Source organism: Amycolatopsis cynarae, from assembly GCF_026802195.1.
In the GTDB taxonomy this organism is placed as follows: Bacteria; Actinomycetota; Actinomycetes; order Mycobacteriales; family Pseudonocardiaceae; genus Amycolatopsis_E; species Amycolatopsis_E rhizosphaerae.
This window is the reverse complement of the sequence record NZ_CP113836.1, coordinates 3,028,748-3,052,571: the sequence shown is the minus strand read 5'-3', so window position 1 is coordinate 3,052,571 and position 23,824 is coordinate 3,028,748. Positions and strand designations below refer to the sequence as shown.

The window sequence follows — 23,824 nt, the reverse complement described above, 5'->3', positions numbered from 1 at the left end:
TCTCCGCGGGGCACCGACAGAAACGGGCCCGTCAGTTCGCCGTCCAGGGCCGCAGTTTTTCGGGGTTGCGGACCGTCCAGATCCGCGTGATCCGCCCGCCCGCGACGGCGAACGCGAACACCGTCACGGTGACGCCGTCGACCTGGGCGACCAGGCCGGGCTGGCCGTTGACGGTGCGCTCCAGCAGCGTCATGCCGGGCACCAGGTTCGCGATGTCGAGGCAGGCGTGCGCGATCCGCTCGCCGCCGTCGATCGGGCGGAGTGCGGCGTCGACAAGGCCGCCGCCGTCGGCGGTCGCGGTGGCGTCCGGGTCGAGCACGCCGATGAGGGCGTTGATGTCCTTGGCTTCCCATGCCTGTTTGAAGCTCCTGACCAGGCGGGCCTGCTGGGCCGCCGGAGTCGCCGGAGGCTGCGACGCGCGGATGCGGCGGCGGGCCGAGGAGGCCAACTGGCGGCAGGCCGCGGGCGTGCGGCCGACGATCTCGGCCACTTCGGCGAAGGAGTAGCGGAAGACGTCGTGGAGGACGAACGCGACACGCTCGGCCGGGGTCATCGAGTCGAGCACCACGAGGAAGGCCATGTTGACCGACTCGTCGAGGGTGATCCGGTCGGCCGGGTCGGCGGTGGCGCCCTGTCGGTCGCCGGCCCACTCCCCCGGTTCGGGCAGCGGCTCGGGAATCCATTCGCCCACATAGGTTTCCCGCCGGACCCGCGCCGAGCCGAGCACGTTGAGGCAGATCCGGCCGGCGACCGTGGTCAGCCAGGCACCGGGGGACTTGATGTCCTCACGCTGCCGCGGGGACAACGCATACCAGCGGACGTAGGTCTCCTGCACGACATCCTCGGCTTCGGCAAGGGAGCCGAGAAGCCGGTACGCGAGATTGATCAGCTGCCGCCGCTCGCGCATGATCGCGCTCAGTCCCGGATCCTCTCGGGTGGTCATGGTCTCGCCCGCTCCCTCGGTCGTAGCAGTCCTCACCAGTCCGACAGGACAGCACAGCGAACTGTCAGGCCGGAACCCCGGCCCGGCGGCATCCGGCGTCGGAAAGTCAGCCCCTTTTGGGGCCTTTCGGCTCTCGCCGCTGGTCGGCCCCGGTGAGGAAGGTCGAAGTGTCCTTCAAGTGCCTGCTGCCGAGGAGGTAGTGATGTCCGAGAACACGGGCGGCTGGGGTCCCGGCCACCAGGCCGGGGAACTGGCCCGGTCCGCCACCGGGGTCATCGTGCTCGGGGTGACCGCGCTGATCGCCGGGGTGCTCATCCTCGCCTGGCCCGGCGCGACCGTCGTCGCCGTGGCGTTCGTCTTCGCCCTGCAGATCATCGTCGCCGGGATCTTCCGGATCATCGCCGCCTTCAGCGCGAACGAGATCCGCGGCGGTGGCCGTGTCCTGCTCGCCCTGCTGGGCATCGTGTCGATCCTCGTCGGCATCCTGTGCCTGCGCCATCCCTTCCAGACGGTCGCGGTCCTGGTGCTGCTGCTCGGTCTGTTCTGGATCGTGGCGGGCATCCTCGAGACCGTGCACGCGGCCGGGGCGCACGACATGCCCGGCCGCGGCTGGGCGCTGGCGGCCGGCGTGATCAGTATCATCGCCGGCATCTTCGTCCTCGCCTTCTCGGCCGTCAGTGTCCTGATCCTGGTGCTGGTACTGGGCATCGAGCTGCTGGTCTACGGCGCGCTCACCACCGGGCGTGGCATCCAGCTGCGCCAGCGGTCCCACCGGGCCGCGGTCCGTACCGGGCACCGGCCCGTGCACCCGTGAGGAGTCCGGCCATGACACAGCGTTCCCCATCGTCCACCTCGGACCGGGTCCGGGCCAACACCAGGCTGATCGTCGCGGTGGTGCTCACCGTGATCGCGCTGGTGTTCATCCTGCAGAACCGGCAGACCGTGCAGATCAAACTGTTCTTCCCGACGGTCAGCGGCCCGCTGTGGGCGGCGCTGGCCGCGGTCGGCATCGTCGGCCTGCTGGTCGGTTTCGCCCTCGGCCGCCATCGCCGGCGCTAAGGACCAGGCGTTTGCCGTGAAGGGTCCCTTCACAGTCGAATCGACTGTGAAGGGACCCTTCACGGCACGCCCCAGCACTGACTTCAGCGGGTTTCGCCGAGGGTGAGCACGACCTTCACGTCGTCGTCCCGGCGTTCGAACGCGTCGGGGAAGTCCTCCAGTGGCACGCGCCGCGAAATCAGCCCGGACAGCCAGCCGGTAGGCGCCTTGGTGAGTGCGTCCGCGGCCAGGCGGTAGTGGTGGAGGTTGGCGTTGACCGAGCCGAACACCACGTCGTTTTCCAGCACGATCTCCCGGTTCGCCGCACCGGTGTCGAAGCTCAGCCGCCGCCCCGCACTCGACACCCCGGTCAGGCACACGATGCCGTAGGGCCCGGTGGCGGTCATCGCGGCCAGGACGACCGGGGCCGCACCGGTCGCCTCGATCACGATGTCCGGACGGAGCTTCCCGGCCAGCCCGGCGACGTCTTCGTCGTGGTAGGTGGCGCCGAGCTCGCGGACCAGCCGCGGCTTCGGACCGCCGGTGACGCGGTCCAGGACGTGGACGTCGAGCCCGCGCTCGACGCCGAGCAGCGCGGCGAGCAGGCCGATCGGACCGGCGCCGGTGACCAGCACCGACCGCGGCTCGAACCAGGACCGCCCGCCGATGCGCTCGATCTCGTCCCAGGCCTTGGCGACGACGCTGGCCGGCTCCATGAGCACGCCGGTCTCGGCCAGGTTCGGGTCCAGGCGGACGGCGTAGGCGGGATCCACCCGCCAGAGCTCGCTGCCGTAGCCGTCCAGCTCCTTGATCCCGCGCTCGGTGTAACGCCCGTTGCGGCACATGTCGAACTTCCCGCGCGCACAGGCGCCGCAGGGCACCGGGTCCGGCCTGCGCACCACCCCGACCACGTAGTCCCCCTCGGAGAACCCGCTCCCCCGGGGCGCCCGGCGCACGCGGCCCAGCGACTCGTGGCCGATCACCAGACGGTCCCGCCCCGGCGAGGCCCAGCCGTAGCGACCCGCGGCAATCTCGCGGTCGGTGCCGCAGATGCCCATCGCGAGCCCTTCGACCAGCAGATCTTCCTCCCCCGTTCCGGGGTCGGGGACCTCGGCGACCGCCAGGGAGCCGGCCTGTCCGGGCAGCACGGTGAGTGCGCGCATCCCCACTCCCCCTCTTCGGTGGTGTCCACTTCGGACCTTCTCTGCGGCGCCGCATAGAACGCCGTCCTCCCGGGTACCACCACGAACGTTGCCTACACCAAAAGTTCGCCCGCGTGCACGGGCGGGAAAGGGGCGCGACGGTGACCGAGGCGCGCGTGGTCGTGGTGACCGGGGCCAGCGGCGGGATCGGCCGGGCGGCCGCCCGCGAGTTCGGGGCCCGCGGGGACCGGGTGGCCCTGCTGGCCCGCGGTGAAGAGGGGCTCGAGGCCGCCACCAGGGACGTGGAGGCGGCAGGCGGGCGTGCCCTGCCCATCTCCGTGGACACCGCCGACCATGCGGCCGTGGACCGGGCGGCCGCGCACGCCGAAACCGAACTCGGGCCGATCGACGTCTGGGTCAACGACGCCTTCACCAGCGTGTTCGCCCCGTTCACCGAGATCGAGCCGGAGGAGTTCCGGCGGGTCACCGAGGTGACCTACCTCGGCTACGTCCACGGGACACGCGCCGCGCTCGACCGCATGCTGCCCCGCGATCGCGGGACGATCGTGCAGGTCGGCTCCGCACTGGCCTATCGAGGGATCCCGCTGCAGAGCGCGTACTGCGGTGCGAAACACGCGATCCAGGGATTCCACGAGGCGTTGCGCTGCGAACTGCTGCACGACCGGTCGGGCGTGCACGTGACCATGGTCCAGATGCCCGGCGTCAACACGCCGCAGTTCGACTGGGTGCTCAACCGGCTGTCCCGCAAACCGCGCCCGGTGGCACCGGTCTACCAGCCGGAGATCGCGGCGAAGGCGATCGCCTACGCCGCCGGCCATCCGCGCCGCCGCGAGTACTGGGTCGGCGGTTCGACGGTGGGCACTCTGCTGGCGAACAAGATCGCACCGGGCCTGCTCGACCGCTACCTGGCCCGTACCGGCTACTCCTCCCAGCAGACGAAGCGAAAGCGCGATCCCGGCGAGGCGGTCAACCTGTGGGAGCCCGCCGACGACCGGACGGGGCAGGACTTCGGCGCGCACGGCCGGTTCGACCGCTCGGCCAAGGCCAGCAGCCCGCAACTGTGGGCCTCCCAGCATCACGGCCTGCTCGGCGCCGTGGCCACCGGGGCCGCCGGCCTCGCCGGCGCGGCCGTCGCGCTCGCCCGGCGGCACTGACCCGCGCGGCACTGACCCGGCGGAGACAGGCGGAAAGGAAGGATCGATGGCGCTGCGCCTGGAGGACTACGCCCTGATCGGCGACACCCAGACCGCCGGTCTGGTCGGCTACGACGGATCCCTGGACTGGCTGTGCCTTCCCCGGCTGGACTCCGGAGCGTGTTTCGCCGCGCTGCTGGGCACCCCGGAGCACGGCCGCTGGGTCATCCGGCCGGAAGGCCCGGCCCGCACCCTCCGGCGGGGCTACCGCGAGGACACGATGATCCTCGAAACCGACCTGGCCACCGACGACGGCGTGATCCGGATCGTGGACTGCATGCCGATCCGGCACGAGCACCCCCGCGTGATCCGGCTGGTGCGCGGCCTGCAGGGCAAGGTCAGGGTGCGCAGCGAGGCCGTGGTGCGCTTCGAGTACGGCCATGACCGGCCCTGGATCCGGTGCGAGGGCAAGCGGATCCAGGCGATCGCGGGCCCCAACGTCGTGGTCCTGGACGGCGATGTCCCCCACCACGTCGAGAACGAGACCTGCGTGGCCGGGTTCACCGTGGCGGAGGGCGACGAGGTGGGCCTGCGCCTGGCATGGCGCGGGCCCCGGCAGCCCGACCCGCCCCCGGTCGACATGGCCAAGACCGTGCGGCAGACCGAGCAGTGGTGGCGCCGGTGGGTGGGGCGCTGCCGCTACCAGGGCGAGTACCGCGAGGCGGTGGTGCGGTCGTTGCTGGCGCTCAAGGCACTGGCCTTCAGCCCGAGCGGCGGTATCGCCGCGGCGGCCACCACCTCCCTGCCCGAGCAACTGGGCGGGGTCCGCAACTGGGACTACCGCTTCTGCTGGATCCGCGACGCCACGTTCACGCTGATGGCCCTGCTCGAGGGCGGCTACGAGCAGGAAGCCCGTGACTGGCGGGAATGGCTGCTGCGGGCGATGGCCGGGGCGCCGGAGCAGATGCAGATCTCCTACGGCGTCGAAGGTGAGCGCCGGCTCACCGAGAGCGAACTGCCGTGGCTGCCCGGCTACGCCAACTCCCGTCCGGTCCGGATCGGCAACGCCGCCTCCGAGCAGTTCCAGCTCGACGTGTACGGCGAACTGATGGACGCCCTGCACCAGGCCCGCACGCACGGCATCCCGCCGATAGCCGACGCGTGGGAGCTGCAGCGGGCCCTCATGGACTACCTGGAATCGCACTGGACCGATCCGGACAACGGGGTGTGGGAGGTCCGCGGGCAGCGGCGCCATTTCACCCATTCGAAAGTGATGGCCTGGTGCGCCATGGACCGGGCCGTGCAGGGCGTGGAACGCTTCGGCCTCGACGGGCCGTTGGACCGGTGGAAGGCGCTTCGGCAGGAGATCTTCGACGAAGTGTGCGAGAAGGGCTTCGACCGCAAACGCAACACCTTCACCCAGTACTACGGCAGCGACAGCCTCGACGCCGCGCTCCTGCTGATCCCCGCCGTCGGTTTCCTGCCCGCCAACGATCCCCGGATGAAGGGCACCGTGGAGGCGGTCGAGAAGCACCTGCTGCGGGAGGGTTTCGTGCAGCGCTACACCATGAACGAGCAGACCCGCGATCTCGACGGCCTCCCACCCGGCGAGGGCGCCTTCCTGGCCTGCACGTTCTGGCTCGCCGACAACTACATCCTGCAGGGCCGGGCGGACGAGGGCCGCAAACTGTTCGAACGCCTGCTGGACCTGCGCAACGACGTCGGGCTGCTGTCGGAGGAGTACGCGCCAACGGACCGGCGGCTGGTCGGGAACATCCCGCAGGCGTTCTCCCACGTGGCGCTGATCAACACCGCGCACAACCTCGGGACCGGCAACGGCCCCGCCCACCGCCGCGGCAGCACCCCGAAGTCCTCCTGAAGCCGAAGAGCCGTTGCCATGAAGGGCCCCTTCACAGTCGATACGGCCGTGAAGGGGCCCTTCACGGCCCCGTTCCCGGCCGACCGGGCAAGGTCCTAGTCGAGGCCGGTCACGCTGTCCTCGTCCACGATCCGCACCGCCGCCTCCTCGGCCGAAGCACCGGCGCCGTCGACACCGACGTCGGTGGCGAACAGCTCGGTGTCTCCGCCCTCGGCCGCGGTGAGCCTGCCCGCCCGCAGGTTCCCGACCTCCCTGTCGAGCAGCTCGCCCTCGGTGTCGCTCGTGTCCCCGAGACCGTCGCCCTCGGGCGCCGCCCCCGCCTCCCGGACCTCCCGCCCGAGACGGGTGGCCAGGTGTTCCCCCGCGGCCGCCTCGCGGCCGGTGGTGCCCCAGTCCGTCGCCCCCCACGGCGCTTCGGCGGCCGAGTACCCCTCGTCCAGCGGGTCCTCCGGGTGTTCGTAGTCGAGGGTGTCCTGCCCTTCGAGCTGCTCGAACACCACGTCGTCGGTGTCGTCCGGCCAGTCCGCCATGTCACGCTCCTTGCTCGCGCACGTGTTGTCCACCGGCCAGCCTCCGCCGCCCCGGCCCCGCCGCACAGGGCCTTTCGTCCACGAGTGCGGCGCCGACATGCCCCGTGACTGACGCAGCGTGCCGTGAGGGCCCCCTTCAGTCGCGGGGCAGCAGGGGGCCCAGCGGGCCGAGGTCGATGTTGAGATCGTCGGGGGTCAGGCCGAAGTGGTCGCACAGCTCCTGCATGGCCTCGTCGAGCCGCATCAGGGTGAGGCCGATGGACTCGACCTGCTCGTCGGTGAGGTCACCGCGGTCGACCCGGCGGATCGCCTGCTTTTCCATCAGCTGGCGCAGCAGTTCCACGATGGTGAGGACCAGTCCGGCCAGCCCGCGCCGGGCGGTCTCCGGGTCGGTGTTGAGCCGCGCCCTGGGTGCTTCGCTCATGACGGCTCGACCGCCTCGAGTGAGCCGACCGAGGCCAGCAGCGCGCGCAGGGACACCCGCACCAGATCGACGTCCGAAATGGACAGTGTCAGCTCGCCGGTGATCACCACCCCGCCTGCCAGCACCCGGTCGAGGAGGTCGACCAGCGCGATCTGCCGGTCGGTGCCGGGCAGCGGTGCCGGTTCGGTCACGGCTCCTCCTCCAACGCAGAGAACGAGTAGGGCGGCCATGGGCCGGTCAGCCGCAACTGGATCGCCTCGTGCGCCCGGTCCTGGGCGGCCACCGCCTCCGCGAACGCCGACGACGCGGAATCGTCCACCAGATAGGCGCCGTTGAGGATCATCGGCAGGTCGTTGCCCGCCAGCTGCCGGGCCTGCGGCCGATGCGTGCGCGCCTCGGCGGACAGGGCCGCGAGCGCCTCGTGGATGGCGCGAGCCTGCTCGGCGGCGATCTGCTCCGCGCGTTCCTTGGCGAGGTGCTGGCTGCGCTTGCGCCGGAGGTACGCCGCACCGGCACCCGGCCCGGACGCCCCGCTGGCCGCGGGTTCCGGCTCGCGGAGGCGGGAAGGGTCCAGGAAGGCCTTCACGCCCCACTCGGTGCGCCCGCTCACCAGGTCGAGCAGGCGACGGAAGTCGCCCTCCCGTTCGGCCAGTACCGCCCGGACGCGGTCGTCGTCGTGGTAGACGGTGGCGAGCCGCAACGGTACCGCCGGGCGGGCCCGGACCACGGCGTCGACCACCGCGTCGTGGGCACGCGCCACCGCGGCCAGCCAGTCGAGGTCCTCCAGGTTGCGGCGTAACGCCTCCTCGCCGAACGACTCGAGCGGCACGGTGCCGGCCACAGCGGTGAGCCCGGCGCCCTCGACCGCCCGTGGCCGCTCCCCCGACACACCGGTCAGCGCGGTGAGCACACCGGGATCCAGTTCCGTCGTGACCGCGTACAGCCAGCTTCCCCGCTGGTCCTCCTGCTCACTCACCGGCGTTGTCCTCCAGCACGCGCTGCGGTTCCCGCTCGCCGACCGCCTGCTGCGGCGGTGCGCCTTCCTCAAGTTCGGCGATCCTGGCCCGCAGCCGCTGGTTTTCCAGTTCCAGTTTCGAGTCCTGGCCCCTAAGCCACGGATCGTGCTCCCACCAGTCGATGCCGACCTCCTTCGCCGTCTCCAGTGAGGCGATCACCAGCCGAAGCTTGATCGTCAGCAGCTCGATGTCGAGCAGGTTGACGCGGATGTCCCCGGCGATGACCAGGCCCTTGTCCAGGACCCGTTCGAGGATGTCGCCGAGATTGGTCGAGGACTGCCCACCGCCGACAGTGCTCACACTGCTCTGCGGCGAAACGGTCGTGGTGGGCCTTGGTCCGACGCTCATCGCCCGCCCATCCCGGGATCGGTGTGCCCGCGCCCGTAGCGCCTGGTGCGCCGGTAGGCCAGCAGGTTCCCGTCGAGGTCCAGCTCCACCTCGTAGAGCGCGAGCATGTCCGCCGAGGAGGGAATCCGCCGCTCCTCGACGACTTCGACCTCGGCGACCCACCCGTCCTCGGCCGGTTCGACCATGGTGACCCCGACGGGGGTCTTCATGGTCAGCTCGCGGACGTGCTCCAAGGCCAGCAGCCCGGCTGTGGCGGCCGTCAGCTCCTTCTCCCCGCTCTCCGGCGGTGTGACCGCCATGCCCGTCACCTCTCCTTCGCGCCCGGGGCGCGCGCCATCCGGTCGAGCACCGCCTGCTGGATCTCGGCCTCTTCCTCCGCCGTGATCTCACCCGCCGCGCGGGCTCGTTCGGCTTCTTCGAGTTCACGCCGCGCCGTGGCGGGGTCGTGCAACTCCTCCTGCACCCGCCGCTCGATCACCTCGGCCAGCGCGATCACCGCGCGGACCGGGGCGAACGGGAGGCCGAGAATGCCGGTGATCAGGCCCATCGCCTCACTACCCCTGGCCTTGCTGGGTGACGACGAAGTCGTACGGGGCGAGCGGCCCTCGCAGCTCGACGTCCACCCGGTCACGCCACTGTTCGGCCACCCGGTCGACCAGTTCCTCCAAATCGGACTGCCGCGCCAGTTCCACCAGCACCGCGAGGTAGACGGCGTCCTCCTCGTGGGTGGGCTCGCGGACGTTCACGGGGGCATCGAGCACGGAGGCGATCGCCTCGGTCATGGTGGCCGTGTCGGCCTCGCGCTTGGCCGTGATGGCGTTGTTGATGTGCTCTCCCAGCGCGATGCGCTCGTTGCGGGTCGCGTCCTCCGGCTTGCCCCGGAGCGACTCCCGCAGCTGGGCCAACTGGGGGTTTTCCTCGAGGATCTCCCTCAGCACCACGTTCTCCTGGTAACGCCCCCGGATCACGTACTGGGCCTTGCCCTCCAGTTCGGTCAGGGCCGCGGCGAACTCGTCGTAGTGCTCGGTGAGCAGTTCGCCGGTCACGGCCTCCTCGCTGGCGACCACCGCGCCGAAGCGCATCGGCAGCACGGGTGCGGCGGCCGCGGTCCCGTCGAGCACCGCGGCGTGCGCGGTCAGGTCCGCGGGACGGCCCAGCGCCTCGTCGCGGGGAACCTTGCTCACCAGTGCCGCGATGTCGTCGTACCGGACCACCCGGACTTCGCTGTCGTGCACGCCGCGCGCGTCCGGTTCGGCTTCGACGTCGGCGGGCACGATCCCGTAGACGTAAACGACGGTGTCCTGTTCGGACGGTTCAGGTCGTGCGGTCTGCTCCGGCGCGGTCTCCCGAGTCGTCGTGCCCGTCATCTCAATCGCCCCTCCTGCCCCGGGCGGCGCGCTCGCGTTCACGCTGGGCCTCGCCGAGGAAGTCCTGAAGCTTCTCGCCCGCCGCTTCGATAACCCCTTTCGTCTTGGATTTCGCGGCCCCCGAGGTGACGCCCTCGATCAGGTCGGGCAGTCCCTTCTTCTCGGTCTCGGAGATCTCGAGACGGTTGACCGCGTCGGCGAACCTCAGGTAGGTGTCCACGCTGGCGACCACCACGCGGGCGTCGATGGTGATCAGTTCAATCCCCACCAGTGACAGCCGGACGTAGGCGTCGATCACCAGGCCCTTGTCGAGAATCGTGTCGATCACGTCAGCGAGACCCGAAGCGTTGGGACGGCCCAGTCCCCCGCCTCCCCCGCCGCTGGGTTGAATGGCTGTGGTCATCGGCTCTTCGCTCGCTCCCTGCTCTCGGTCTCACCGGTGCGCGCCTTGGGCACCGGCTCCTCCTCGGGCTCTTTTTCCGGTTCTTCTTCTCGACGGCCTTCCTCGGCCGCGCCACCGCGGTCCTCTTCGGACTCCCGTTCCCGGACCACGTGACCGTCGTGGATCTCTCCCGGCCAGCCTTCGACTTCTTCGGGGTGCAACAGCACATGGGCCATCACATGCCGCTGGAAGTGCTTGAGTTCCAGGCGGACCCGCCGTCCCTGTGCCCGCCACAGGTTTCCGGTGCGCTCGAACAGTCCCTGCGGGTGGTACTCGAGCACGAGCACGACGCGTGTCAGGTCCGGCGTCAGTTCGTGGAAGGTGACCGCGCCGTCGACGTAGCCCTTCTTCCCCTCCGAGCGCCAGATGATGCGTTCACCGGGAACCTGTTCCAGGATGGTCGAATCCCAGGTGCGGTGCGACCAGAACACCTGCGCCTTCCACACCAGCTTCTCGTCGCTGACCTGCTCGACGTGTTCCACCTTCTTCATGAAGGTCGGGAAGTCGGTGAAGAGGGTCCACTGGTCGTAGACCAGGTCGACCGGGGCACCGATGTCGATCTGTTCGACGATGTTGGTGAGCTTGATCTTGTTCTTGCTTCCGCGCCCACCCATGCCGAACGCCCCCTTGACGGCTTCCTTGACGTTGTCCGCGATGCCGCCGAGGCCGCCTTTCAGTGCACCGAGCACGGCCTTCCGCTTCACCCCGGTCCCTTCCCCGACGAGAGCGCCCAGCAGCCCGCCGAGCCCGCTGCCCGCGCCGCCCGCGGCGTATTCGGTCAGCCGCCCGGCGGTGGAGGAGATCTTCCGGGCCATCGCGTTCGCGGCCTGCGCGGTGACCGTCTCGGCCAGTCCCCGCAGGGAATCCCCGAGCGGGTTGGACGGCGCGACACTGCCCACCACTTCCCCCACCTTGCCGGTGGCCTTCTCTGCGACCTTGCCTCCGACCTCTTCGACCTTGCCGGCGACGTTCTTGAGCTGGTTGGTGACCATGCGGCTCACCTCCTGACGCGGCGAACCGTCGCCCGCGCGGCGGTCCGGGACCGTGTCGCGCGCTGGCGCGGCACCCCCTCGTCCCCACCGGACTCGTCACGGCGCCGTGCCGCGGGCTGCCGGACGGGTTCCCTTTCCTCTTCGGGGCCTTCCCCGGTCTGTTCGCCTCCGGACACCGGCTCTTCCCGGCCCTCCTTGGCGGCTTCGGCCGGTCGCTCTTCCGTTTCCTCGGGCGCGCCCTTGCTGGCACCTTCCTCAGGGCCCTTGCCCTTGGTGTGCCCGTCACCGAGCGTCCGCTGCTGCAACCGGTCGTTGAGCGCGTCGATCCGGCCGCTGGCCGCGGTGACGGCCGCGATCTTGACCGCCTTCACCAACTCGTCGCGCGCCAGGTCCGTCAGCTTGCCCAGTTCCTCCGTGGCGCCGAGTTCGCTCAGCCCGCGCCGGACCAGATGCCGTGCCGAGCCGCCGAGCGTGCCGGTCGCGATCATCAACGCCAACCGCATCTTCCGGGTACGCCCGAGCAGGTAACCCGCCCCCACACCCAGTGCCAGTCCGCCTACCTTCATGATCTTCTCCTTCCCGCCGCTGACGGCGGTGAGTTCGAGACGGGCACCCTCAAGGGCACTACCTGATCGAGCTACCCGTCCCCTGAAATGGCAAAACCGCTGGCGCGAACAAAAAAAGGTCTCCGGAAACCGGCGGTTTTCCGTGATCTATTGACCAGACGATGCCACCGTCCACAATGGTCGCTTCTGCGGTCTTCGCGGGCCAGGGATGAACGGGCGGTGCGGCGGGTACCCGAGGGGTGATGGCGGCCCAAGTGCTTCCCCGTGCCCGCAGGCCGAGTGTGCCCGGCCGGGCCGCGGTCGCGCTGATCTCGCTCGCCTTCACCACCGCGATGATCGGCACCACCCTGCCCACTCCGCTCTATCCGCTCTATCAGCGGGCGTTCGGGTTCGGGGAGCTGACGACCACGGTGGTGTTCGCCGTCTACGCCTTCGGCGTCATGGCCGCGCTGCTGCTGACCGGGGGCTGGTCGGACCGGCTCGGCCGCCGCCCGATGCTGCGGGCGGGCCTGGCCCTGTCCGCACTGGCCGCCGTGGTGTTCGTCCTGGCGGACTCGACGCCATGGCTTGCCGTGGGGCGCATCCTCTCCGGGCTGTCGGCAGGCATCTTCACGGGCACCGCCACCGCCACCCTCGTCGACGTCGCCCCACCCGGCAGCCGGGGACGGGCGAGCCTGGTCGCCGCCGCGGCGAACATGGCGGGCCTCGGCCTCGGCCCCCTCCTCGCCGGTGTCCTCGGCCCCTCGCGGTTGTGCAGCGGGGCCTGTTTGCTTCGAATCATTCGAAGCAAACAGGCCCCGCTCGAAACACTCCGGAGCGCGGGCACAGTGGCTCAGGCGGTGGCGGTGCCGTGCTCCGTCATCCGCCGCAGGAGCTTGCCCGAATCCAGGTACTCGCGGCCGCGGACCGCCCTGCCCTCCCGGAACGTCCAGACGTGCGCGAAGGCGACCTTGAAGTCCCGGCCGTTCACACGTCCCGCGTAACGGCCTTCGACCACCACCGCGTCCCCGGCGTCGAGGAACCGTCTCGGTTGGACGGACAGCTCCTCGTAGTGCCGAGGCAGTTCCTGGAAGAACCGGATCACGTCCTCGCGGCCGTGGAAGGCACCGCCCCAGGGCAGCTCGTCCGGGGTGTACCACTCCATCGCCTCGTCGAAGAGCTCGAACACCGCCGACGGGTCGCCGTGGGCGAAGGCTTCGTAGCCGCCGGCCACCAGGTCCAGATTGCTCGGCATGCACGTCTCCTTCCCGGGCGGCACTGCCCTCAACCACGACAGTTCCTAAGGCAACCTGAATGAATGGTAACCTCAGGAAGTGGACGGTGACCTCGAGCTGGCGCTCGCCGTGCGGGCCCTGGTGGTGGCGACCGAGCAGTTTCGCACCCAGCAGGCCCGAACCCGCCTCGGCGTCTCCCCGACCGAAATGATCGCGCTGGGCATTCTCCACGTGGAAGGCCCGCAGACGATCACCGCCCTGGCCCGGCTCCTGGCCATCACCCCCGCCTCCACCACCGAGCTCGCCGATCGCCTGGCCCGGGACGGACATGTCGAGCGCCTTCCGCACCCGGCCGACCGCCGCAAGCGGCTGCTGCGCCTCACCCCGGCCGCGGCGGGGATGCTGACCGGCATCTACGAGGAACTCTCACTGCGGCTCGCAGGACTCGCCAGCCGCGAAGACCGTCCCGCGGTCCTGGCGTTCTTGAGGTCGGCCACGGCCGCCGTGGCCGGGCGTCCGCACGACCAATCCCGCGCCGTATAGGGCGTTATACATCGCGGACGCATTCGGGCTCCGCCCCCGGCTGCTCGCTTTCCCCCTGCGCCCCCTGCAGCAGCGGAGACCGTGCCAGCAGCACCGTGCACGCCGCGATCAGTGCCGCGCCCGCGATCTCGGCCACGATCCACGGCCCGCTCCGGACGGTCTCCCCGAACACGCCCACTCCCCACCCGACCGAGGCCAGCGGATTCGACAGCGTCAGCCCCGGTTGCGAAGCGACCAGCCGCCCCGCCCGCAACGCCTCCTGCAGCAGCAGGAACCCGAGCGGTCCGGCGACGAGCAGCGAGTAGGTCTGCCACGCGCCCAGTGCTTCGGCCACCCCGGCGTTGGCGGCCGAGGTCATGCCCGCCACCAGGGCCGCGGTGAACCCGAACCAGACGCCCGTCGCCACCCCGAGGAAGGCCGCCCGCCGGGCGTGGTGGCTGCGGCGTCCGAGCACCACCAGCGTCCCGGTCACCGCGACGGTCGCCGCGCAGCCCACCGCCCACGCCAGCGCACCGGCACCATGGGGGTCTCCCCCGCTCGGTGAGAACGCGACGAGCAGCAAGGCGACGCCCGCGCTCATGCCCAGGACCGCGCTCCACTCGCGGGCGTGCAGCCGTGAATGGAACACCACGCTCGACAGCACCAGGGTGAAACCCAGTTCCACCACGAGGATCGGCTGGATCAACAGGATCGGCCCGGTGGCCAGCGCCGCGGCCTGCAGGCCGAAACCGACGGCGATCGCGGTGATCCCGCCGATCCAAGCAGGCTGTTTCGCGAGCGTCCACAGCAGACCGAATGAAAAGGCTCCCTCCGAAGGAGCCTCGCGCGCCCCCTTGCGTTGCAGCACGGACGCGGTCGCGTTCGCCGCCGCCGCCAGAACCGCCAGCAGTACGCTGAGTGCCACCGTATCGTCACCCTTCTCGCACCCCCGGCATCGTCACCGCCGGTGGCTACCCCCGGCCGGGCATTCGCACACCCCATACGACGGGCATCGAAGTGACTGCCCCGGCCTACGGCACCCGCACGCGGTAAGGCTCCAGATCCGGCCACTTCACGGTCAGGCCGAGGCCGGGGCGGCCGGGGTCGGGTACCAGCGCCCCTTCCGCCGGTTCGAGAACCCCGTCGAAGGCGAGCGCCTCGATCCGGGTGTGGTCGTGGAAGTACTCCAGGTGCCGCAGTCGTTCCACCGCGCAGAACGCGTGTGCCGACACGGCCGGGGCGCAGTGCGCGGAAAGATCGACCTGGTGCGCCGAGGACAGCCCGGAGACGCCGAGCACGCCGGTGATCCCGCCGCAGCGGGTCACGTCCGCCTGCAGGCAGTCGACCGCGGGCGGCTGCAGGAGGTTGAGGAAATCCCTCGGCACGTAGGCGTACTCGCCCGCCGCGATGTCCAGCCCGCCCGGGGCGCGCTCCCGCACGTGCCGCAGGCCCTCGAGATCGGCGGAGCTGACCGGCTCTTCGAACCAGCTCACGCCCCACTCGTCGGCCAGCCGCCCGGCCCAGTAGCGCGCCTGGCCCACCGAGAGCGCGCCGTTGGCGTCGGTGAACAACTCGACCGCATCGCCGATCGCCTTGCGCGCCACGGCGAGGCGACCGGGGTCGGCTCTGGGATCCCGGCCCGTCTTGATCTTGACCCGCGGGATGCCCTGGGCCACCCAGCCCGCCAGTTGCCCGGCCAGCCGGTCGCCGGAGTAGTTGGTGAACCCGCCGCTGCCGTACACCGGCACCCGGTCGTGGACCGCGGGCAGCACGGTGACCAGGGACCGGCCGAGCAGGCGCGCCTTGAGATCCCACAACGCGATGTCCACCGCGGAGACCGCCATCGCGCCCGCACCCGGTCTGCCGACGTTGCGGATCGCGGCCAGCATCCGGTGCGTCGCCGCGGCCGGGGCCAGCGCGTCCTGCCCGACCACGACGGCGGCCAGCTTGGATTGCACCAGGGTCGCGGCCGAGAGGTCGGCGTAGGTGTAGCCCACTCCGGCCAGTCCCCCGCCGCGGGCCACCACCAGCACGAGTGTGGTGGCCTCCCAGGCGAGCGTGCCGTCCTGTTCCCGGCCGCCGGGCCCGTCGGTCGGGACGGTGAAGGCATGGGCTTCGATCTCGTCGATCCGCATCGGCTTCCCCTTCCTCCGGCATCGCCTACCCGGCACTCGGACCGGAAAACACCTGCCCTGGACAAGGTTTGCCCCGGGCACGAATCCCGGGCCCCGGGCCCGGCGGCTCACCTGGAGCGGGTGAATTCGCGCCAGACCCGCCTCGCCCGCCTCCGCACGAGGTGAGCCGCGGCGATCGAGGGTTTCCACTCCCCCTGGCCGGTGAATTCCTGCTTCGTCCGGCGCGGGGTCCCCGAGCGCGGTGGCCAGCGACGGGAGCAGAGAAGGAGGAACAGCAATGACGCACGACATGACGGCGTCCACCGGCCGGCCTCGGGCAGGCGACGGCGACTACACCTTCTGGCGCGAACACACCCACATCAACCTGACCCCGGTGGCGGCACCGTCGATCCTCGGGCTCTTCGGTTTCGCCGTTTCGACCTTCATGGTCGCCGCGAACCTGGCGGGCTGGTACGGCAACCTCGCGACGCCGCTCATCCTGGCGCCGCTGGCGTTCGCCTTCGGTGGTGTCGCGCAAACCCTCGCGGCCATGTGGTCCTACCGGGCCCGCGACGCCCTCGCGTCCGCCGTGCACGGCGCGTGGGGATCGTTCTGGATCGCCTACGGGATCTACATGCTGTTCGTGGGCCTCGGCGGGCTGCCCAGCCCGGTCACCAGCCGGGCCGCGGCGGTAGCCTTCGGGTTCTGGTTCATCGGGCTGGCCGCGGTCACCTGGACGGCCACCTTCGCCGCGGCGGTCGAGAACGTGGCGCTGACCCTGGTGCTGCTGACCCTGGCCGTGGGTTCGACACTGCTGGCGATCGGCCTCACCGCGGCCGTCGGGATCGTCCTGCTCCTCGGGGCGTACTTCCTGATCGCCTCGGCCGTCATCGCCTGGTACACCGGCAGCGCCATGGTGCTGGAGACGACCTACCAGCGGACGATCCTGCCGATGGGCGGGCGGCGGCGGCGCGAGCCGCCGGCACGGCCCGCCGGACGGGCACCGCGGGTGCCGATCCAGTTCGAGATGGGCGAGCCGGGCGTCAAGGTCGGCCAGTAACGGCGGATCCCGCACCGGACGCGCGCCGGGTGGCCGTCTCGGGGGGACGGCCACCCGTCCGTGCGCCCTCGCCCCCGCGCGGTGAGCCGCCGCCAAGGCCGCTTCCGGGGGCACACACACGGCACAGCGCCGGGCACCTTCGCGGGCCCGGCGCGAATTTTGTCCGAAACGGACAACGGCGGCGAAATTCGCACACCGATCCATTGGTATGGACCGGAAAACATCAGGCCGTCACCGACTCACCGGGCGAGTGAAACTCGCGGACCGTTGTGGCGAACGGGGAGCGTGGGGAGTTAGCGTCGGCGAGTGGCCCCGTCCGGTAAGCCTTTTCCGGCGGACCCGTGGGCCCGACCGGCGCAACACCGCACAGACCGATCCGTTCCGGATCTTCCGGCCCAGACCCTGCCGACCTCGACCCAGTGATCGACGGAAGGCCAAGCAAAAATGGACCGTGATACCACCAAGACCAAAACCGGCGCCAAGCACCGCCGTGCGGCCTGGACGGCGCTCGGCGGGCTCGGTGTCGCGGCCGGCGCCGCCCTGCTGACGGGCGTGCTGCCGGCCCAGGCAGCCCCAGGCCCGCAGGACGGCGCGCAGGCACAGCTCCAGGCCCAGGGCCTGCCCGGCCTGCACGATCCCATCATCGGGGAACACGGCGACCCGGGCGGAGACCACGGCAAGCCGGACCTCCCCGGCTTCGGGGAAAAGCCGGGCAAGCCGGACGACTGTGAGTACTGCGGCCACAAGCCGAAGCCGCACAAGCCCGGTGAGCACGGCGAACACGGCAAGCCCGGACACGGCAAGCCCGGTGAGCACGGCAAGCCCGGTGAGCACGGTAAGCCCGGTAAGCCCGGCGAGAAGCCCGAAGAGGTCGCCCCGCCCGCCCCGCCCGCCCCGCCGCAGGCTCCTCCGCCCCCCGCCCAGGTCGCCCCGCCCGCCCCGCCGCACCAGCTCGCCATCACCGGTCCCAGCTCGGAGCTGGCACCGCTGGCCGCCTTCGGCGGCGCGCTGCTCGCGCTCGGCGGCACGGCGGTCGCGTTCGTTTCCGGCCGTGCGCGCCGCGAGCGGCTGCACGCCGAGTGAAACGGCAGGCCACGGTTCGACCGGCCGCCACCCCGGCGACGCCACGGCCCGCTCCGTGAAGAGACCCCCTCGTGGAGTCACGAGGGGGTCTCGTCCTGCGCCCGCTAGGGGACCTGCAGCACGCGCTGCTCCGATTCGATGCTGCGGCGCAGCTCCTCACGGGAGAGCGACATGCTGCCGCACTCGCAGCCGGCCGGCAGCAGGTCCTCGCTGAAGGTGTCCGCTTCGAGGAGGTCGACGTAGTCCGGAGCCCGGGTCCCGTGGTGGGCGACGTCGACGAAGTCCCGTGAACCGTGCGCGCGCGTCCCGGTCTGGGTGGCGACCACCCGCCCGGCCCCGGTGTCGTACACCGAGGCGACATGGTGGCTGCGGCCGCAGCGCACCCGCAGCACCACGTGCTTGCGCCGGTCGGCACCGAGCTGCGCCAGCGCCTCCTCCGCGACGGCACGTCGTTGGCTGGGCGAGAGGTACTCGCTGGTCATGACACCTCCTGGACAGGAGTCGTTCGGATGCTCACCTTCACCGTGGCCGCCGCAGGAGGGGGCCAAGAGAGGCGAACGTCCCGAATCCGGGGGGCGAACGGACCACGTCGGGACTTTGGGCCGCACGAGCCGGTTACCTCCAGCCCTGCCCGGTACCCGGCGCCGCGCGCAGAGTGGGGTCACCAGCACCGGGGCGAGCGAGCGAGGTGAGGTGCCTGCCATGTCCTGGACGCCGATCGGCAAGCCCGCCCCGGTCCGCGAGAACGCCAACCTCACCGACTACGCCGCCGCCCGGCGCGACTTCAGCTGGGAGGCCGAGCGGCGCGGCCTGTCCGGGCTGCCCGGCGGGCACGGCCTCAACATCGCCTACGAGGCGGTCGACCGCCATGCCCGGGGCCCGCGCCGTGATCACGTCGCGCTGCGCTGGGTGGACCGCCACGACCGGGTCACCGAGTACACCTACCGCGAGCTGGCCGAACGCAGCGGCCGGTTCGCCTCGCTGCTGGGGCAGTTGGGCGTGCGGCGCGGGGATCGGGTGTTCACCCTGCTCGGCCGGGTCCCCGAGCTCTACGTCGTGGTGCTCGGGGCGCTCAAGGCCGGCTGCGTGGTCTCACCCCTGTTCTCGGCGTTCGGGCCGGAACCGGTCCGGCAGCGGCTGAACCTCGGCGGGGCGGCCCTGCTGGTGACCACACCCGAACTGCACCGGCGCAAGGTCGCCGGGATCCGGGACTCGGTGCCGTCGCTGCGGCACGTCCTGGTGACCGGCGACGAGGACGGGCCCGGGACGTCCGCGCTGTCCCCGGCGCTCGCGGCCGCCTCACCCGACTTCGAGATCGGGCCCACTGCTCCGGAAGATCCCGCACTGCTGCACTTCACCAGCGGGACCACCGGCACCCCCAAGGGCGCGCTCCACGTGCACGAGGCCGTGCTCGCCCACTACGTGACCGCCCGTCACGCCCTGGACCTGCGGCCCACCGACGTGTTCTGGTGCACAGCGGACCCCGGCTGGGTGACCGGCACCTCCTACGGGGTGATCGCGCCGCTCGCGCACGGCGCCACGCTGGTCAGCGACGAGGGCGAGTTCGACGCCCGCCGCTGGTACTCGGTCCTGGCCGCGCAGCGGGTGTCGGTGTGGTACACCGCGCCCACCGCGCTGCGGATGCTCATGCGCCACGGCGCGGACACGGCCTCGGGATACGACCTGACGGCGTTGCGGTTCATCGCCAGCGTCGGCGAGCCGCTCAACCCGGAGGCCGTGGTGTGGGGCCAGGAGGTGCTGGGCCGCCCGGTGCACGACAACTGGTGGCAGACCGAAACCGGCGCGATCATGATCGCCAACTTCGCCGCCGAGGAGGTCCGTCCCGGTTCGATGGGACGCCCACTGCCGGGGATCGAGGCGGGTCTGCTCCAGCGTGGCCCCGACGGGCGCGCACTGGTGACGGACGGACGGGTGCGGGAGCTGACCGGTGCCGGTGAGGAGGGCGAGCTCGCGCTGCGCCCGGGGTGGCCCTCGATGTTCCGGGACTACTGGGGGGACCGCGAACGGTACGAAAAGTCCTTTTCGGATGGCTGGTACCTGACCGGCGACATCGCCCGCCGCGACGCCGACGGCTACTACTGGTTCGTGGGGCGCGCCGACGACGTGATCAAGTCCGCCGGGCACCTGGTGGGCCCCTTCGAAGTGGAAAGCGCACTGATGGCCCATCCGGCCGTGGCCGAGGCCGGGGTGGTGGGCAAGCCCGACCCGGTGGCGGGCGAGCTGGTGAAGGCCTTCGTCACCCTGCACGAGGGCTATCCGCCCACCGAGGAGCTGCGGCTGGACCTGCTGGCCTTCGGCCGCCGCGCGCTCGGCGCGGTCGCCCCCAAGGAGATCGCCTTCGACCAGCACCTCCCGCACACCCGCAGCGGCAAGGTGATGCGGCGCCTGCTCCGGGCCAGGGAACTGGGCCTTCCCGAGGGAGATCTATCCACATTGGAGAGTGTGCCGTGACCGCCCGTACCGCCCGCGCGAAGAAGCGGCTGGAACTGCTGCGCCAGATGATCCGGATCCGCCGTTTCGAAGAACGGTGCGTCGAGCTCTACAGTGCCACCGCCATCCGCGGGTTCCTCCATCTCTACACCGGCGAGGAGGCCATCGCGGCGGGCGTCATGCAGGGCATCGGCCCCGAGGACCAGGTGGTCTCCACCTATCGCGAACACGGGCACGCGCTCGCCCGCGGCCTGCCGATGGACTCGGTGATGGCCGAGATGTACGGCAGGCTCAACGGATGCAGCCGCGGCCGTGGCGGCTCGATGCACCTGTTCGACGCGGGGCGCCGGTTCTACGGCGGCAACGCGATCGTCGGCGGCGGGCTGCCGCTCGCGGTCGGCCTCGGCCTGGCCACCGCGATGAACCACCGTCCGCTGGTCACCGTCTGCCTGTTCGGTGACGGCGCGGTGTCCGAGGGCGAGTTCCATGAGTCGCTCAACCTCGCCGCGCTGTGGCGGCTGCCGGTACTGTTCTGCTGCGAGAACAACCTCTACGCGATGGGCACCGCACTGCACCGGGCCCAGTCGCAGACCGACCTCGCCCTGCACGCGGCCTCCTACGGCATGCCCGCCTGGCCGGTGGACGGCATGGACGTGCTCGCCGTGTGCGAGGCCGTGGACAAGGCGGTGGAGTCCATCCGCGGCGGAGCGGGACCGCACTTCCTCGAACTGCACACCTACCGCTTCCGCGCGCATTCGATGTACGACTCCGACCGCTATCGTGATCGGTCCGAAGTGGACCGATGGAAGGAGCGCGACCCGATCCCGTTCCTGGCCCGGATCATGGCCGCCGAGGACGGTTTCGACCCGGCCGAGACCGCGGCCATCGAGTCCGAAGTGGACGCCGAGATCGAGGCGGCCATCGCGGCCGCCGAGAACGGCGAGCTCGAACCGGTGGAGGAACTGACCCGGTTCGTCTACTCGGAGCGGTCATGACCACGATCACCTACCGGGAAGCCCTGCGCGAGGCGATCCGGGAGGCGCTGCGCGAGGACGAGCGGGTCTTCCTGATGGGTGAGGACGTGGGCGCCTACGGCGGCTGTTTCGGGGTCAGCCTCGGCCTGCTGGAGGAGTTCGGGCCGGAGCGCGTCCGCGACACACCGCTTTCGGAGTCGGCGTTCGTCGGCGCGGGCATCGGCTGCGCCCTCGGCGGCATGCGGCCGATCGTGGAGATCATGACGGTCAACTTCAGCCTGCTGGCGCTGGACCAGATCCTCAACAACGCGGCCACGCTGCTGCACATGTCCGGCGGCCAGCTCAACGTGCCCCTGGTGATCAGGATGACCACCGGGGCGGGCCGCCAGCTGGGCGCGCAGCATTCGCACAGCCTGGAGGGCTGGTACGCGCACATCCCCGGCCTGCGCGTGGTCGCGCCCGCCACCCTCGAAGACGCGCGCGGCATGCTCGCCACCGCGCTCGCCGATCCCGACCCGGTACTGCTGTTCGAGCACGGCTCGCTCTACAACTATTCCGGAGAGCTCGACGAGCACGCCGGGCCCGTCGACCTCGACCGGGCCGCCCTCCGGCGGCCGGGCAGGGACGTCACGCTCGTCGCCTACGGCGGCACCCTTTCCACCGCGCTCTCCGCCGCGGAAGAACTCGCCTCGCACGACGTCGAGGCCGAGGTGGTGGACCTGCGGACGCTGCGCCCGCTCGACGAGGACACCGTCCTTTCCTCAGTGAGCCGCACGCACCGCCTCGTGGTCGTCGACGAGGGCTGGCGCAGCGGAAGCCTGTCCGCCGAGATCGCCGCCCGGGTCACCGAGAACGCGTTCTACGAGCTGGACGCTCCGGTCCGGCGGGTCTGCAGCGCCGAGGTGCCGATGCCCTATGCGCGGCACCTCGAGCAGGCCGCCCTCCCCCAGCCCGGGCGGGTCGTGGCCGCCGCGCTCGAGGCGGTGAGGTGAATGGCGCGGTTCGTGATGCCCTCGCTCGGCGCCGACATGACCGAGGGCACCGTGCTGGAATGGCTGGTCCACCCCGGTGACCAGGTCCGCAAGGGCGATCTCGTCGCCGTGGTGGACACCGCGAAGGCAGCGGTCGACGTGGAATGCTTCACCAGCGGCACGATCAGCGAAATCCTCGTTCCGCCCGGCGAGAAGGTTCCGGTCGGCACCCCGCTCGCGATGATCATCCCGGCGGGCGCCGAGACCCCCGAGGCGGCCGCCGGACCCGAGGCCCCCAAGCCCGCCGCGGCCGTGGCGCCCGCACCGGTGGCTCCGCCCCCGCCCCCGCGCCCGAAACCGCCGCACCGGCCCCCGGCCACTCCCCCGGTCCGCGCCTACGCCGCGCACGCCGGGGTGGACCTCGCCGCCGTGCACGGCACGGGCCGGGACGGCGCGATCACCCACGCCGACGTCGACCGCGCACGGGAGACGCCGCACCGCCGCCGGGTGAGCCCCTACGCACGGCGGCTCGCCGCCGAACTCGGCGTCGACCTCGCCGGGGTCGGCGGCGATACCGTCCATGCCCGGGATGTCCAGGCCGCGGCGCGGCAGGAGGCGCGCCCGCCCGCCGGGAAACGGGACGACAGCGCGATGCGCCAGGCGATCGGCGCGCTGATGGCCCGGTCCAAGCGCGAGATCCCGCACTACTACCTGTCCACCACCATCGATCTCGCCGCCGCCACCGCCTGGCTGCACGAGCACAACCGCCGCGCCCCGGTCGCCGGCCGTCTCGTGCCCGCCGCACTGCTGCTCAAGGCTTCCGCGCTGGCGGCTAGGGCGGTGCCTGAGCTCAACGGGCACTGGAACGACGGCGCCTTCCAGCCCGCGGGCGAAGTCAACCTGGGTGTGGCGATCTCCCTGCGGGGCGGCGGTCTCATCGCGCCCGCCCTCGGTGCCGCCGACACCCTCGCCGTCCCGGAGCTGATGGCACGCCTGCGCGATCTGGTCTCCCGTGCCCGTGACGGACGCCTGCGGTCCTCGGAGCTGACCAGCGCCACCCTCACCGTGACCAACCTGGGCGATCTCGGGGTGGAGTCGGTGCAGGGTGTGATCTACCCGCCGCAGGTGGGGCTGATCGGGTTCGGCGCGGTCGTGGAGCGGCCCTGGGCGTCCGGCGGGATGCTCGGCGTCCGCCCGGTGGTCACCGCGACCCTGGCCGGCGACCACCGGGCGAGCGACGGCGCCACCGGTGCCCGCCTGCTCAACACGATCGACGGCCTGCTGCAACGACCGGAGGAGCTATGACCACCCACGCCGCCCGTGACCTCGCCCGCGCCGCGGTCCACGAGGCGCTGCGCGGATTCGCCTCCGAAGGCGAGCTGAACTCCCTCGGCCCGGAAGAGAACCTGCGTGAGGCGCTGGAACTCGACTCGATCGACTTCCTGTCCTTTGTGGATCGCCTGGCCGCGGCCACCGGGCGCCGGATCGACGAGGACGACTACCCCCGCCTGGCCACCCTGTCCTCCTGCATCGACTTCCTCACCGAATCCTGACCACCCCGCCATATCCTTGACCTTGGTCAAAGAACTCGGCC

Annotated in this window: 29 protein-coding genes and 1 pseudogene; 13 read left to right on the top strand and 17 right to left on the bottom strand. The window is 71.3% G+C overall.

The annotated features are described in order from the left end of the window. Window positions 1–31: 31 nt before the first annotated feature. The gene (sigJ, locus tag ORV05_RS14535) at window positions 32–943 is read right to left on the bottom strand and encodes an RNA polymerase sigma factor SigJ (RefSeq protein ID WP_268759017.1); all 912 of its coding nucleotides are present in this window, start codon (window positions 941–943) and stop codon (window positions 32–34) included. Between the two features lie 202 nt (window positions 944–1,145). On the opposite strand from sigJ, the gene ORV05_RS14530 reads away from it, so the two are divergent. Together ORV05_RS14530 and ORV05_RS14525 are read left to right on the top strand one after the other, a co-directional pair. Beyond that, the gene (locus ORV05_RS14530) at window positions 1,146–1,757 is read left to right on the top strand and encodes an HdeD family acid-resistance protein (protein ID WP_268759016.1); all 612 of its coding nucleotides are present in this window, start codon (window positions 1,146–1,148) and stop codon (window positions 1,755–1,757) included. An 11-nt stretch (window positions 1,758–1,768) separates the two neighbouring features. Continuing rightward, entirely contained in the window at window positions 1,769–2,002 is a 234-nt protein-coding gene (locus ORV05_RS14525) for a LapA family protein (RefSeq protein WP_268759015.1), read from the top strand. Between the two features lie 83 nt (window positions 2,003–2,085). On the opposite strand, the gene ORV05_RS14520 is transcribed toward ORV05_RS14525, so the two are convergent. After that, window positions 2,086–3,144, bottom strand: a complete 1,059-nt coding sequence (locus tag ORV05_RS14520) for a glucose 1-dehydrogenase (protein WP_268759014.1) — start codon at window positions 3,142–3,144, stop codon at window positions 2,086–2,088. A 140-nt stretch (window positions 3,145–3,284) separates the two neighbouring features. Here ORV05_RS14520 and ORV05_RS14515 point away from each other — a divergent pair, with 140 nt between their 5' ends. Both ORV05_RS14515 and ORV05_RS14510 read left to right on the top strand, forming a co-directional pair. Further along, window positions 3,285–4,298, top strand: coding sequence for an SDR family oxidoreductase (locus tag ORV05_RS14515; protein WP_268759013.1), 1,014 nt, complete (start codon window positions 3,285–3,287; stop codon window positions 4,296–4,298). A 46-nt stretch (window positions 4,299–4,344) separates the two neighbouring features. After that, the gene (locus ORV05_RS14510; RefSeq protein ID WP_268759012.1) at window positions 4,345–6,156 is read left to right on the top strand and encodes a glycoside hydrolase family 15 protein; all 1,812 of its coding nucleotides are present in this window, start codon (window positions 4,345–4,347) and stop codon (window positions 6,154–6,156) included. A gap of 95 nt (window positions 6,157–6,251) precedes the next feature. On the opposite strand, the gene ORV05_RS14505 is transcribed toward ORV05_RS14510, so the two are convergent. The 11 genes from ORV05_RS14505 to ORV05_RS14455 all read right to left on the bottom strand — a co-directional run bounded on the left by ORV05_RS14505 (window position 6,252) and on the right by ORV05_RS14455 (window position 11,841). Further along, window positions 6,252–6,686, bottom strand: a complete 435-nt coding sequence (locus ORV05_RS14505; RefSeq protein WP_268759011.1) for a DUF5709 domain-containing protein — start codon at window positions 6,684–6,686, stop codon at window positions 6,252–6,254. 136 nt (window positions 6,687–6,822) lie between these two features. After that, window positions 6,823–7,110 (bottom strand): gas vesicle protein K, encoded by a 288-nt coding sequence (locus ORV05_RS14500; RefSeq protein WP_144592994.1) that lies wholly within the window; start codon window positions 7,108–7,110, stop codon window positions 6,823–6,825. Further along, window positions 7,107–7,301: a gas vesicle protein gene (locus tag ORV05_RS14495; RefSeq protein ID WP_246128115.1), complete on the bottom strand. Its 195-nt coding sequence runs from the start codon at window positions 7,299–7,301 to the stop codon at window positions 7,107–7,109. Before ORV05_RS14495 ends, ORV05_RS14500 begins: the two co-directional genes overlap by 4 nt. Then, the gene (locus tag ORV05_RS14490; protein ID WP_268759009.1) at window positions 7,298–8,086 is read right to left on the bottom strand and encodes a GvpL/GvpF family gas vesicle protein; all 789 of its coding nucleotides are present in this window, start codon (window positions 8,084–8,086) and stop codon (window positions 7,298–7,300) included. The genes ORV05_RS14495 and ORV05_RS14490 overlap by 4 nt, the downstream gene beginning before the upstream one ends. Further along, window positions 8,079–8,474: a gas vesicle protein gene (locus ORV05_RS14485; RefSeq protein WP_268759008.1), complete on the bottom strand. Its 396-nt coding sequence runs from the start codon at window positions 8,472–8,474 to the stop codon at window positions 8,079–8,081. The genes ORV05_RS14490 and ORV05_RS14485 overlap by 8 nt, the downstream gene beginning before the upstream one ends. Further along, window positions 8,471–8,773, bottom strand: a complete 303-nt coding sequence (gene gvpO, locus ORV05_RS14480) for a gas vesicle protein GvpO (RefSeq protein ID WP_268759007.1) — start codon at window positions 8,771–8,773, stop codon at window positions 8,471–8,473. Before gvpO ends, ORV05_RS14485 begins: the two co-directional genes overlap by 4 nt. Before the next feature lie 5 nt (window positions 8,774–8,778). Then, window positions 8,779–9,021, bottom strand: a complete 243-nt coding sequence (locus tag ORV05_RS14475; RefSeq protein ID WP_144592997.1) for a gas vesicle protein GvpG — start codon at window positions 9,019–9,021, stop codon at window positions 8,779–8,781. Window positions 9,022–9,028: 7 nt separating this feature from the next. Beyond that, entirely contained in the window at window positions 9,029–9,841 is an 813-nt protein-coding gene (locus ORV05_RS14470) for a GvpL/GvpF family gas vesicle protein (protein WP_268759006.1), read from the bottom strand. A gap of 1 nt (window position 9,842) precedes the next feature. Continuing rightward, window positions 9,843–10,244 carry a gas vesicle protein GvpJ gene (gene gvpJ, locus ORV05_RS14465; protein WP_268759005.1) on the bottom strand — a complete coding sequence of 134 codons (402 nt, stop codon included), beginning with the start codon at window positions 10,242–10,244 and terminating at the stop codon, window positions 9,843–9,845. After that, window positions 10,241–11,275, bottom strand: a complete 1,035-nt coding sequence (locus ORV05_RS14460; protein WP_268759004.1) for an SRPBCC family protein — start codon at window positions 11,273–11,275, stop codon at window positions 10,241–10,243. Before ORV05_RS14460 ends, gvpJ begins: the two co-directional genes overlap by 4 nt. Before the next feature lie 5 nt (window positions 11,276–11,280). Further along, on the bottom strand, window positions 11,281–11,841 hold the full coding sequence (locus ORV05_RS14455; protein WP_268759003.1) for a hypothetical protein: 561 nt from the start codon (window positions 11,839–11,841) through the stop codon (window positions 11,281–11,283). Window positions 11,842–12,083: 242 nt separating this feature from the next. Here ORV05_RS14455 and ORV05_RS14450 point away from each other — a divergent pair. Next, a pseudogene (locus ORV05_RS14450) lies at window positions 12,084–12,521 on the top strand (MFS transporter); the annotation flags it as partial. Between the two features lie 152 nt (window positions 12,522–12,673). Here ORV05_RS14450 and ORV05_RS14445 read toward each other — a convergent pair. Next, window positions 12,674–13,075 carry a nuclear transport factor 2 family protein gene (locus ORV05_RS14445; RefSeq protein WP_268759002.1) on the bottom strand — a complete coding sequence of 134 codons (402 nt, stop codon included), beginning with the start codon at window positions 13,073–13,075 and terminating at the stop codon, window positions 12,674–12,676. Window positions 13,076–13,154: 79 nt separating this feature from the next. On the opposite strand from ORV05_RS14445, the gene ORV05_RS14440 reads away from it, so the two are divergent. Beyond that, window positions 13,155–13,598 carry a MarR family transcriptional regulator gene (locus ORV05_RS14440; protein ID WP_268759001.1) on the top strand — a complete coding sequence of 148 codons (444 nt, stop codon included), beginning with the start codon at window positions 13,155–13,157 and terminating at the stop codon, window positions 13,596–13,598. 4 nt (window positions 13,599–13,602) lie between these two features. Here ORV05_RS14440 and ORV05_RS14435 read toward each other — a convergent pair whose 3' ends face one another. Beyond that, complete coding sequence (locus ORV05_RS14435; protein WP_268759000.1) at window positions 13,603–14,502, bottom strand: DMT family transporter; 900 nt, start codon at window positions 14,500–14,502, stop codon at window positions 13,603–13,605. Window positions 14,503–14,608: 106 nt separating this feature from the next. Further along, window positions 14,609–15,712, bottom strand: a complete 1,104-nt coding sequence (locus tag ORV05_RS14430; RefSeq protein WP_268758999.1) for an enolase C-terminal domain-like protein — start codon at window positions 15,710–15,712, stop codon at window positions 14,609–14,611. Between the two features lie 277 nt (window positions 15,713–15,989). Between ORV05_RS14430 and ORV05_RS14425 the strand changes: the two genes are divergently transcribed. Beyond that, window positions 15,990–16,751, top strand: coding sequence for an acetate uptake transporter (locus ORV05_RS14425; RefSeq protein WP_268758998.1), 762 nt, complete (start codon window positions 15,990–15,992; stop codon window positions 16,749–16,751). 444 nt (window positions 16,752–17,195) lie between these two features. Further along, window positions 17,196–17,834 carry a hypothetical protein gene (locus tag ORV05_RS14420; protein WP_268758997.1) on the top strand — a complete coding sequence of 213 codons (639 nt, stop codon included), beginning with the start codon at window positions 17,196–17,198 and terminating at the stop codon, window positions 17,832–17,834. 104 nt (window positions 17,835–17,938) lie between these two features. Here the strand turns inward: ORV05_RS14420 and ORV05_RS14415 are convergent, their stop codons facing one another. Next, window positions 17,939–18,316: a hypothetical protein gene (locus ORV05_RS14415; RefSeq protein ID WP_268758996.1), complete on the bottom strand. Its 378-nt coding sequence runs from the start codon at window positions 18,314–18,316 to the stop codon at window positions 17,939–17,941. Window positions 18,317–18,536: 220 nt separating this feature from the next. On the opposite strand from ORV05_RS14415, the gene acsA reads away from it, so the two are divergent. From acsA to ORV05_RS14390, 5 genes are read left to right on the top strand one after another with little or no spacing between them, the layout of a single operon-like run. Then, window positions 18,537–20,306: an acetate--CoA ligase gene (gene acsA, locus ORV05_RS14410; protein ID WP_268758995.1), complete on the top strand. Its 1,770-nt coding sequence runs from the start codon at window positions 18,537–18,539 to the stop codon at window positions 20,304–20,306. Next, the gene (pdhA, locus tag ORV05_RS14405) at window positions 20,303–21,280 is read left to right on the top strand and encodes a pyruvate dehydrogenase (acetyl-transferring) E1 component subunit alpha (RefSeq protein ID WP_268758994.1); all 978 of its coding nucleotides are present in this window, start codon (window positions 20,303–20,305) and stop codon (window positions 21,278–21,280) included. The genes acsA and pdhA overlap by 4 nt, the downstream gene beginning before the upstream one ends. Then, entirely contained in the window at window positions 21,277–22,251 is a 975-nt protein-coding gene (locus ORV05_RS14400) for an alpha-ketoacid dehydrogenase subunit beta (protein ID WP_268758993.1), read from the top strand. The genes pdhA and ORV05_RS14400 overlap by 4 nt, the downstream gene beginning before the upstream one ends. After that, window positions 22,252–23,535 carry a dihydrolipoamide acetyltransferase family protein gene (locus tag ORV05_RS14395; RefSeq protein ID WP_268758992.1) on the top strand — a complete coding sequence of 428 codons (1,284 nt, stop codon included), beginning with the start codon at window positions 22,252–22,254 and terminating at the stop codon, window positions 23,533–23,535. After that, window positions 23,532–23,783 (top strand): acyl carrier protein, encoded by a 252-nt coding sequence (locus ORV05_RS14390; protein ID WP_268758991.1) that lies wholly within the window; start codon window positions 23,532–23,534, stop codon window positions 23,781–23,783. Before ORV05_RS14395 ends, ORV05_RS14390 begins: the two co-directional genes overlap by 4 nt. Window positions 23,784–23,824 lie beyond the last annotated feature (41 nt).

Coding starts and splice junctions, on each gene's coding strand:
- ORV05_RS14445 (WP_268759002.1), bottom strand. CDS start 13,075: ATGCCGAGCAATCTGGACCTGGTGGCCGGCGGCTACGAAGCCTTCGCC.
- ORV05_RS14415 (WP_268758996.1), bottom strand. CDS start 18,316: ATGACCAGCGAGTACCTCTCGCCCAGCCAACGACGTGCCGTCGCGGAG.
- ORV05_RS14455 (WP_268759003.1), bottom strand. CDS start 11,841: ATGAAGGTAGGCGGACTGGCACTGGGTGTGGGGGCGGGTTACCTGCTC.
- ORV05_RS14505 (WP_268759011.1), bottom strand. CDS start 6,686: ATGGCGGACTGGCCGGACGACACCGACGACGTGGTGTTCGAGCAGCTC.
- ORV05_RS14400 (WP_268758993.1), top strand. CDS start 21,277: ATGACCACGATCACCTACCGGGAAGCCCTGCGCGAGGCGATCCGGGAG.
- ORV05_RS14430 (WP_268758999.1), bottom strand. CDS start 15,712: ATGCGGATCGACGAGATCGAAGCCCATGCCTTCACCGTCCCGACCGAC.
- ORV05_RS14485 (WP_268759008.1), bottom strand. CDS start 8,474: ATGAGCGTCGGACCAAGGCCCACCACGACCGTTTCGCCGCAGAGCAGT.
- ORV05_RS14470 (WP_268759006.1), bottom strand. CDS start 9,841: ATGACGGGCACGACGACTCGGGAGACCGCGCCGGAGCAGACCGCACGA.
- ORV05_RS14425 (WP_268758998.1), top strand. CDS start 15,990: ATGACGCACGACATGACGGCGTCCACCGGCCGGCCTCGGGCAGGCGAC.
- ORV05_RS14510 (WP_268759012.1), top strand. CDS start 4,345: ATGGCGCTGCGCCTGGAGGACTACGCCCTGATCGGCGACACCCAGACC.
- sigJ (WP_268759017.1), bottom strand. CDS start 943: ATGACCACCCGAGAGGATCCGGGACTGAGCGCGATCATGCGCGAGCGG.
- ORV05_RS14395 (WP_268758992.1), top strand. CDS start 22,252: ATGGCGCGGTTCGTGATGCCCTCGCTCGGCGCCGACATGACCGAGGGC.
- acsA (WP_268758995.1), top strand. CDS start 18,537: ATGTCCTGGACGCCGATCGGCAAGCCCGCCCCGGTCCGCGAGAACGCC.
- ORV05_RS14530 (WP_268759016.1), top strand. CDS start 1,146: ATGTCCGAGAACACGGGCGGCTGGGGTCCCGGCCACCAGGCCGGGGAA.
- ORV05_RS14525 (WP_268759015.1), top strand. CDS start 1,769: ATGACACAGCGTTCCCCATCGTCCACCTCGGACCGGGTCCGGGCCAAC.
- ORV05_RS14475 (WP_144592997.1), bottom strand. CDS start 9,021: ATGGGCCTGATCACCGGCATTCTCGGCCTCCCGTTCGCCCCGGTCCGC.
- gvpJ (WP_268759005.1), bottom strand. CDS start 10,244: ATGACCACAGCCATTCAACCCAGCGGCGGGGGAGGCGGGGGACTGGGC.
- gvpO (WP_268759007.1), bottom strand. CDS start 8,773: ATGGCGGTCACACCGCCGGAGAGCGGGGAGAAGGAGCTGACGGCCGCC.
- ORV05_RS14460 (WP_268759004.1), bottom strand. CDS start 11,275: ATGGTCACCAACCAGCTCAAGAACGTCGCCGGCAAGGTCGAAGAGGTC.
- ORV05_RS14500 (WP_144592994.1), bottom strand. CDS start 7,110: ATGAGCGAAGCACCCAGGGCGCGGCTCAACACCGACCCGGAGACCGCC.
- ORV05_RS14390 (WP_268758991.1), top strand. CDS start 23,532: ATGACCACCCACGCCGCCCGTGACCTCGCCCGCGCCGCGGTCCACGAG.
- ORV05_RS14420 (WP_268758997.1), top strand. CDS start 17,196: ATGGACCGTGATACCACCAAGACCAAAACCGGCGCCAAGCACCGCCGT.
- ORV05_RS14520 (WP_268759014.1), bottom strand. CDS start 3,144: ATGCGCGCACTCACCGTGCTGCCCGGACAGGCCGGCTCCCTGGCGGTC.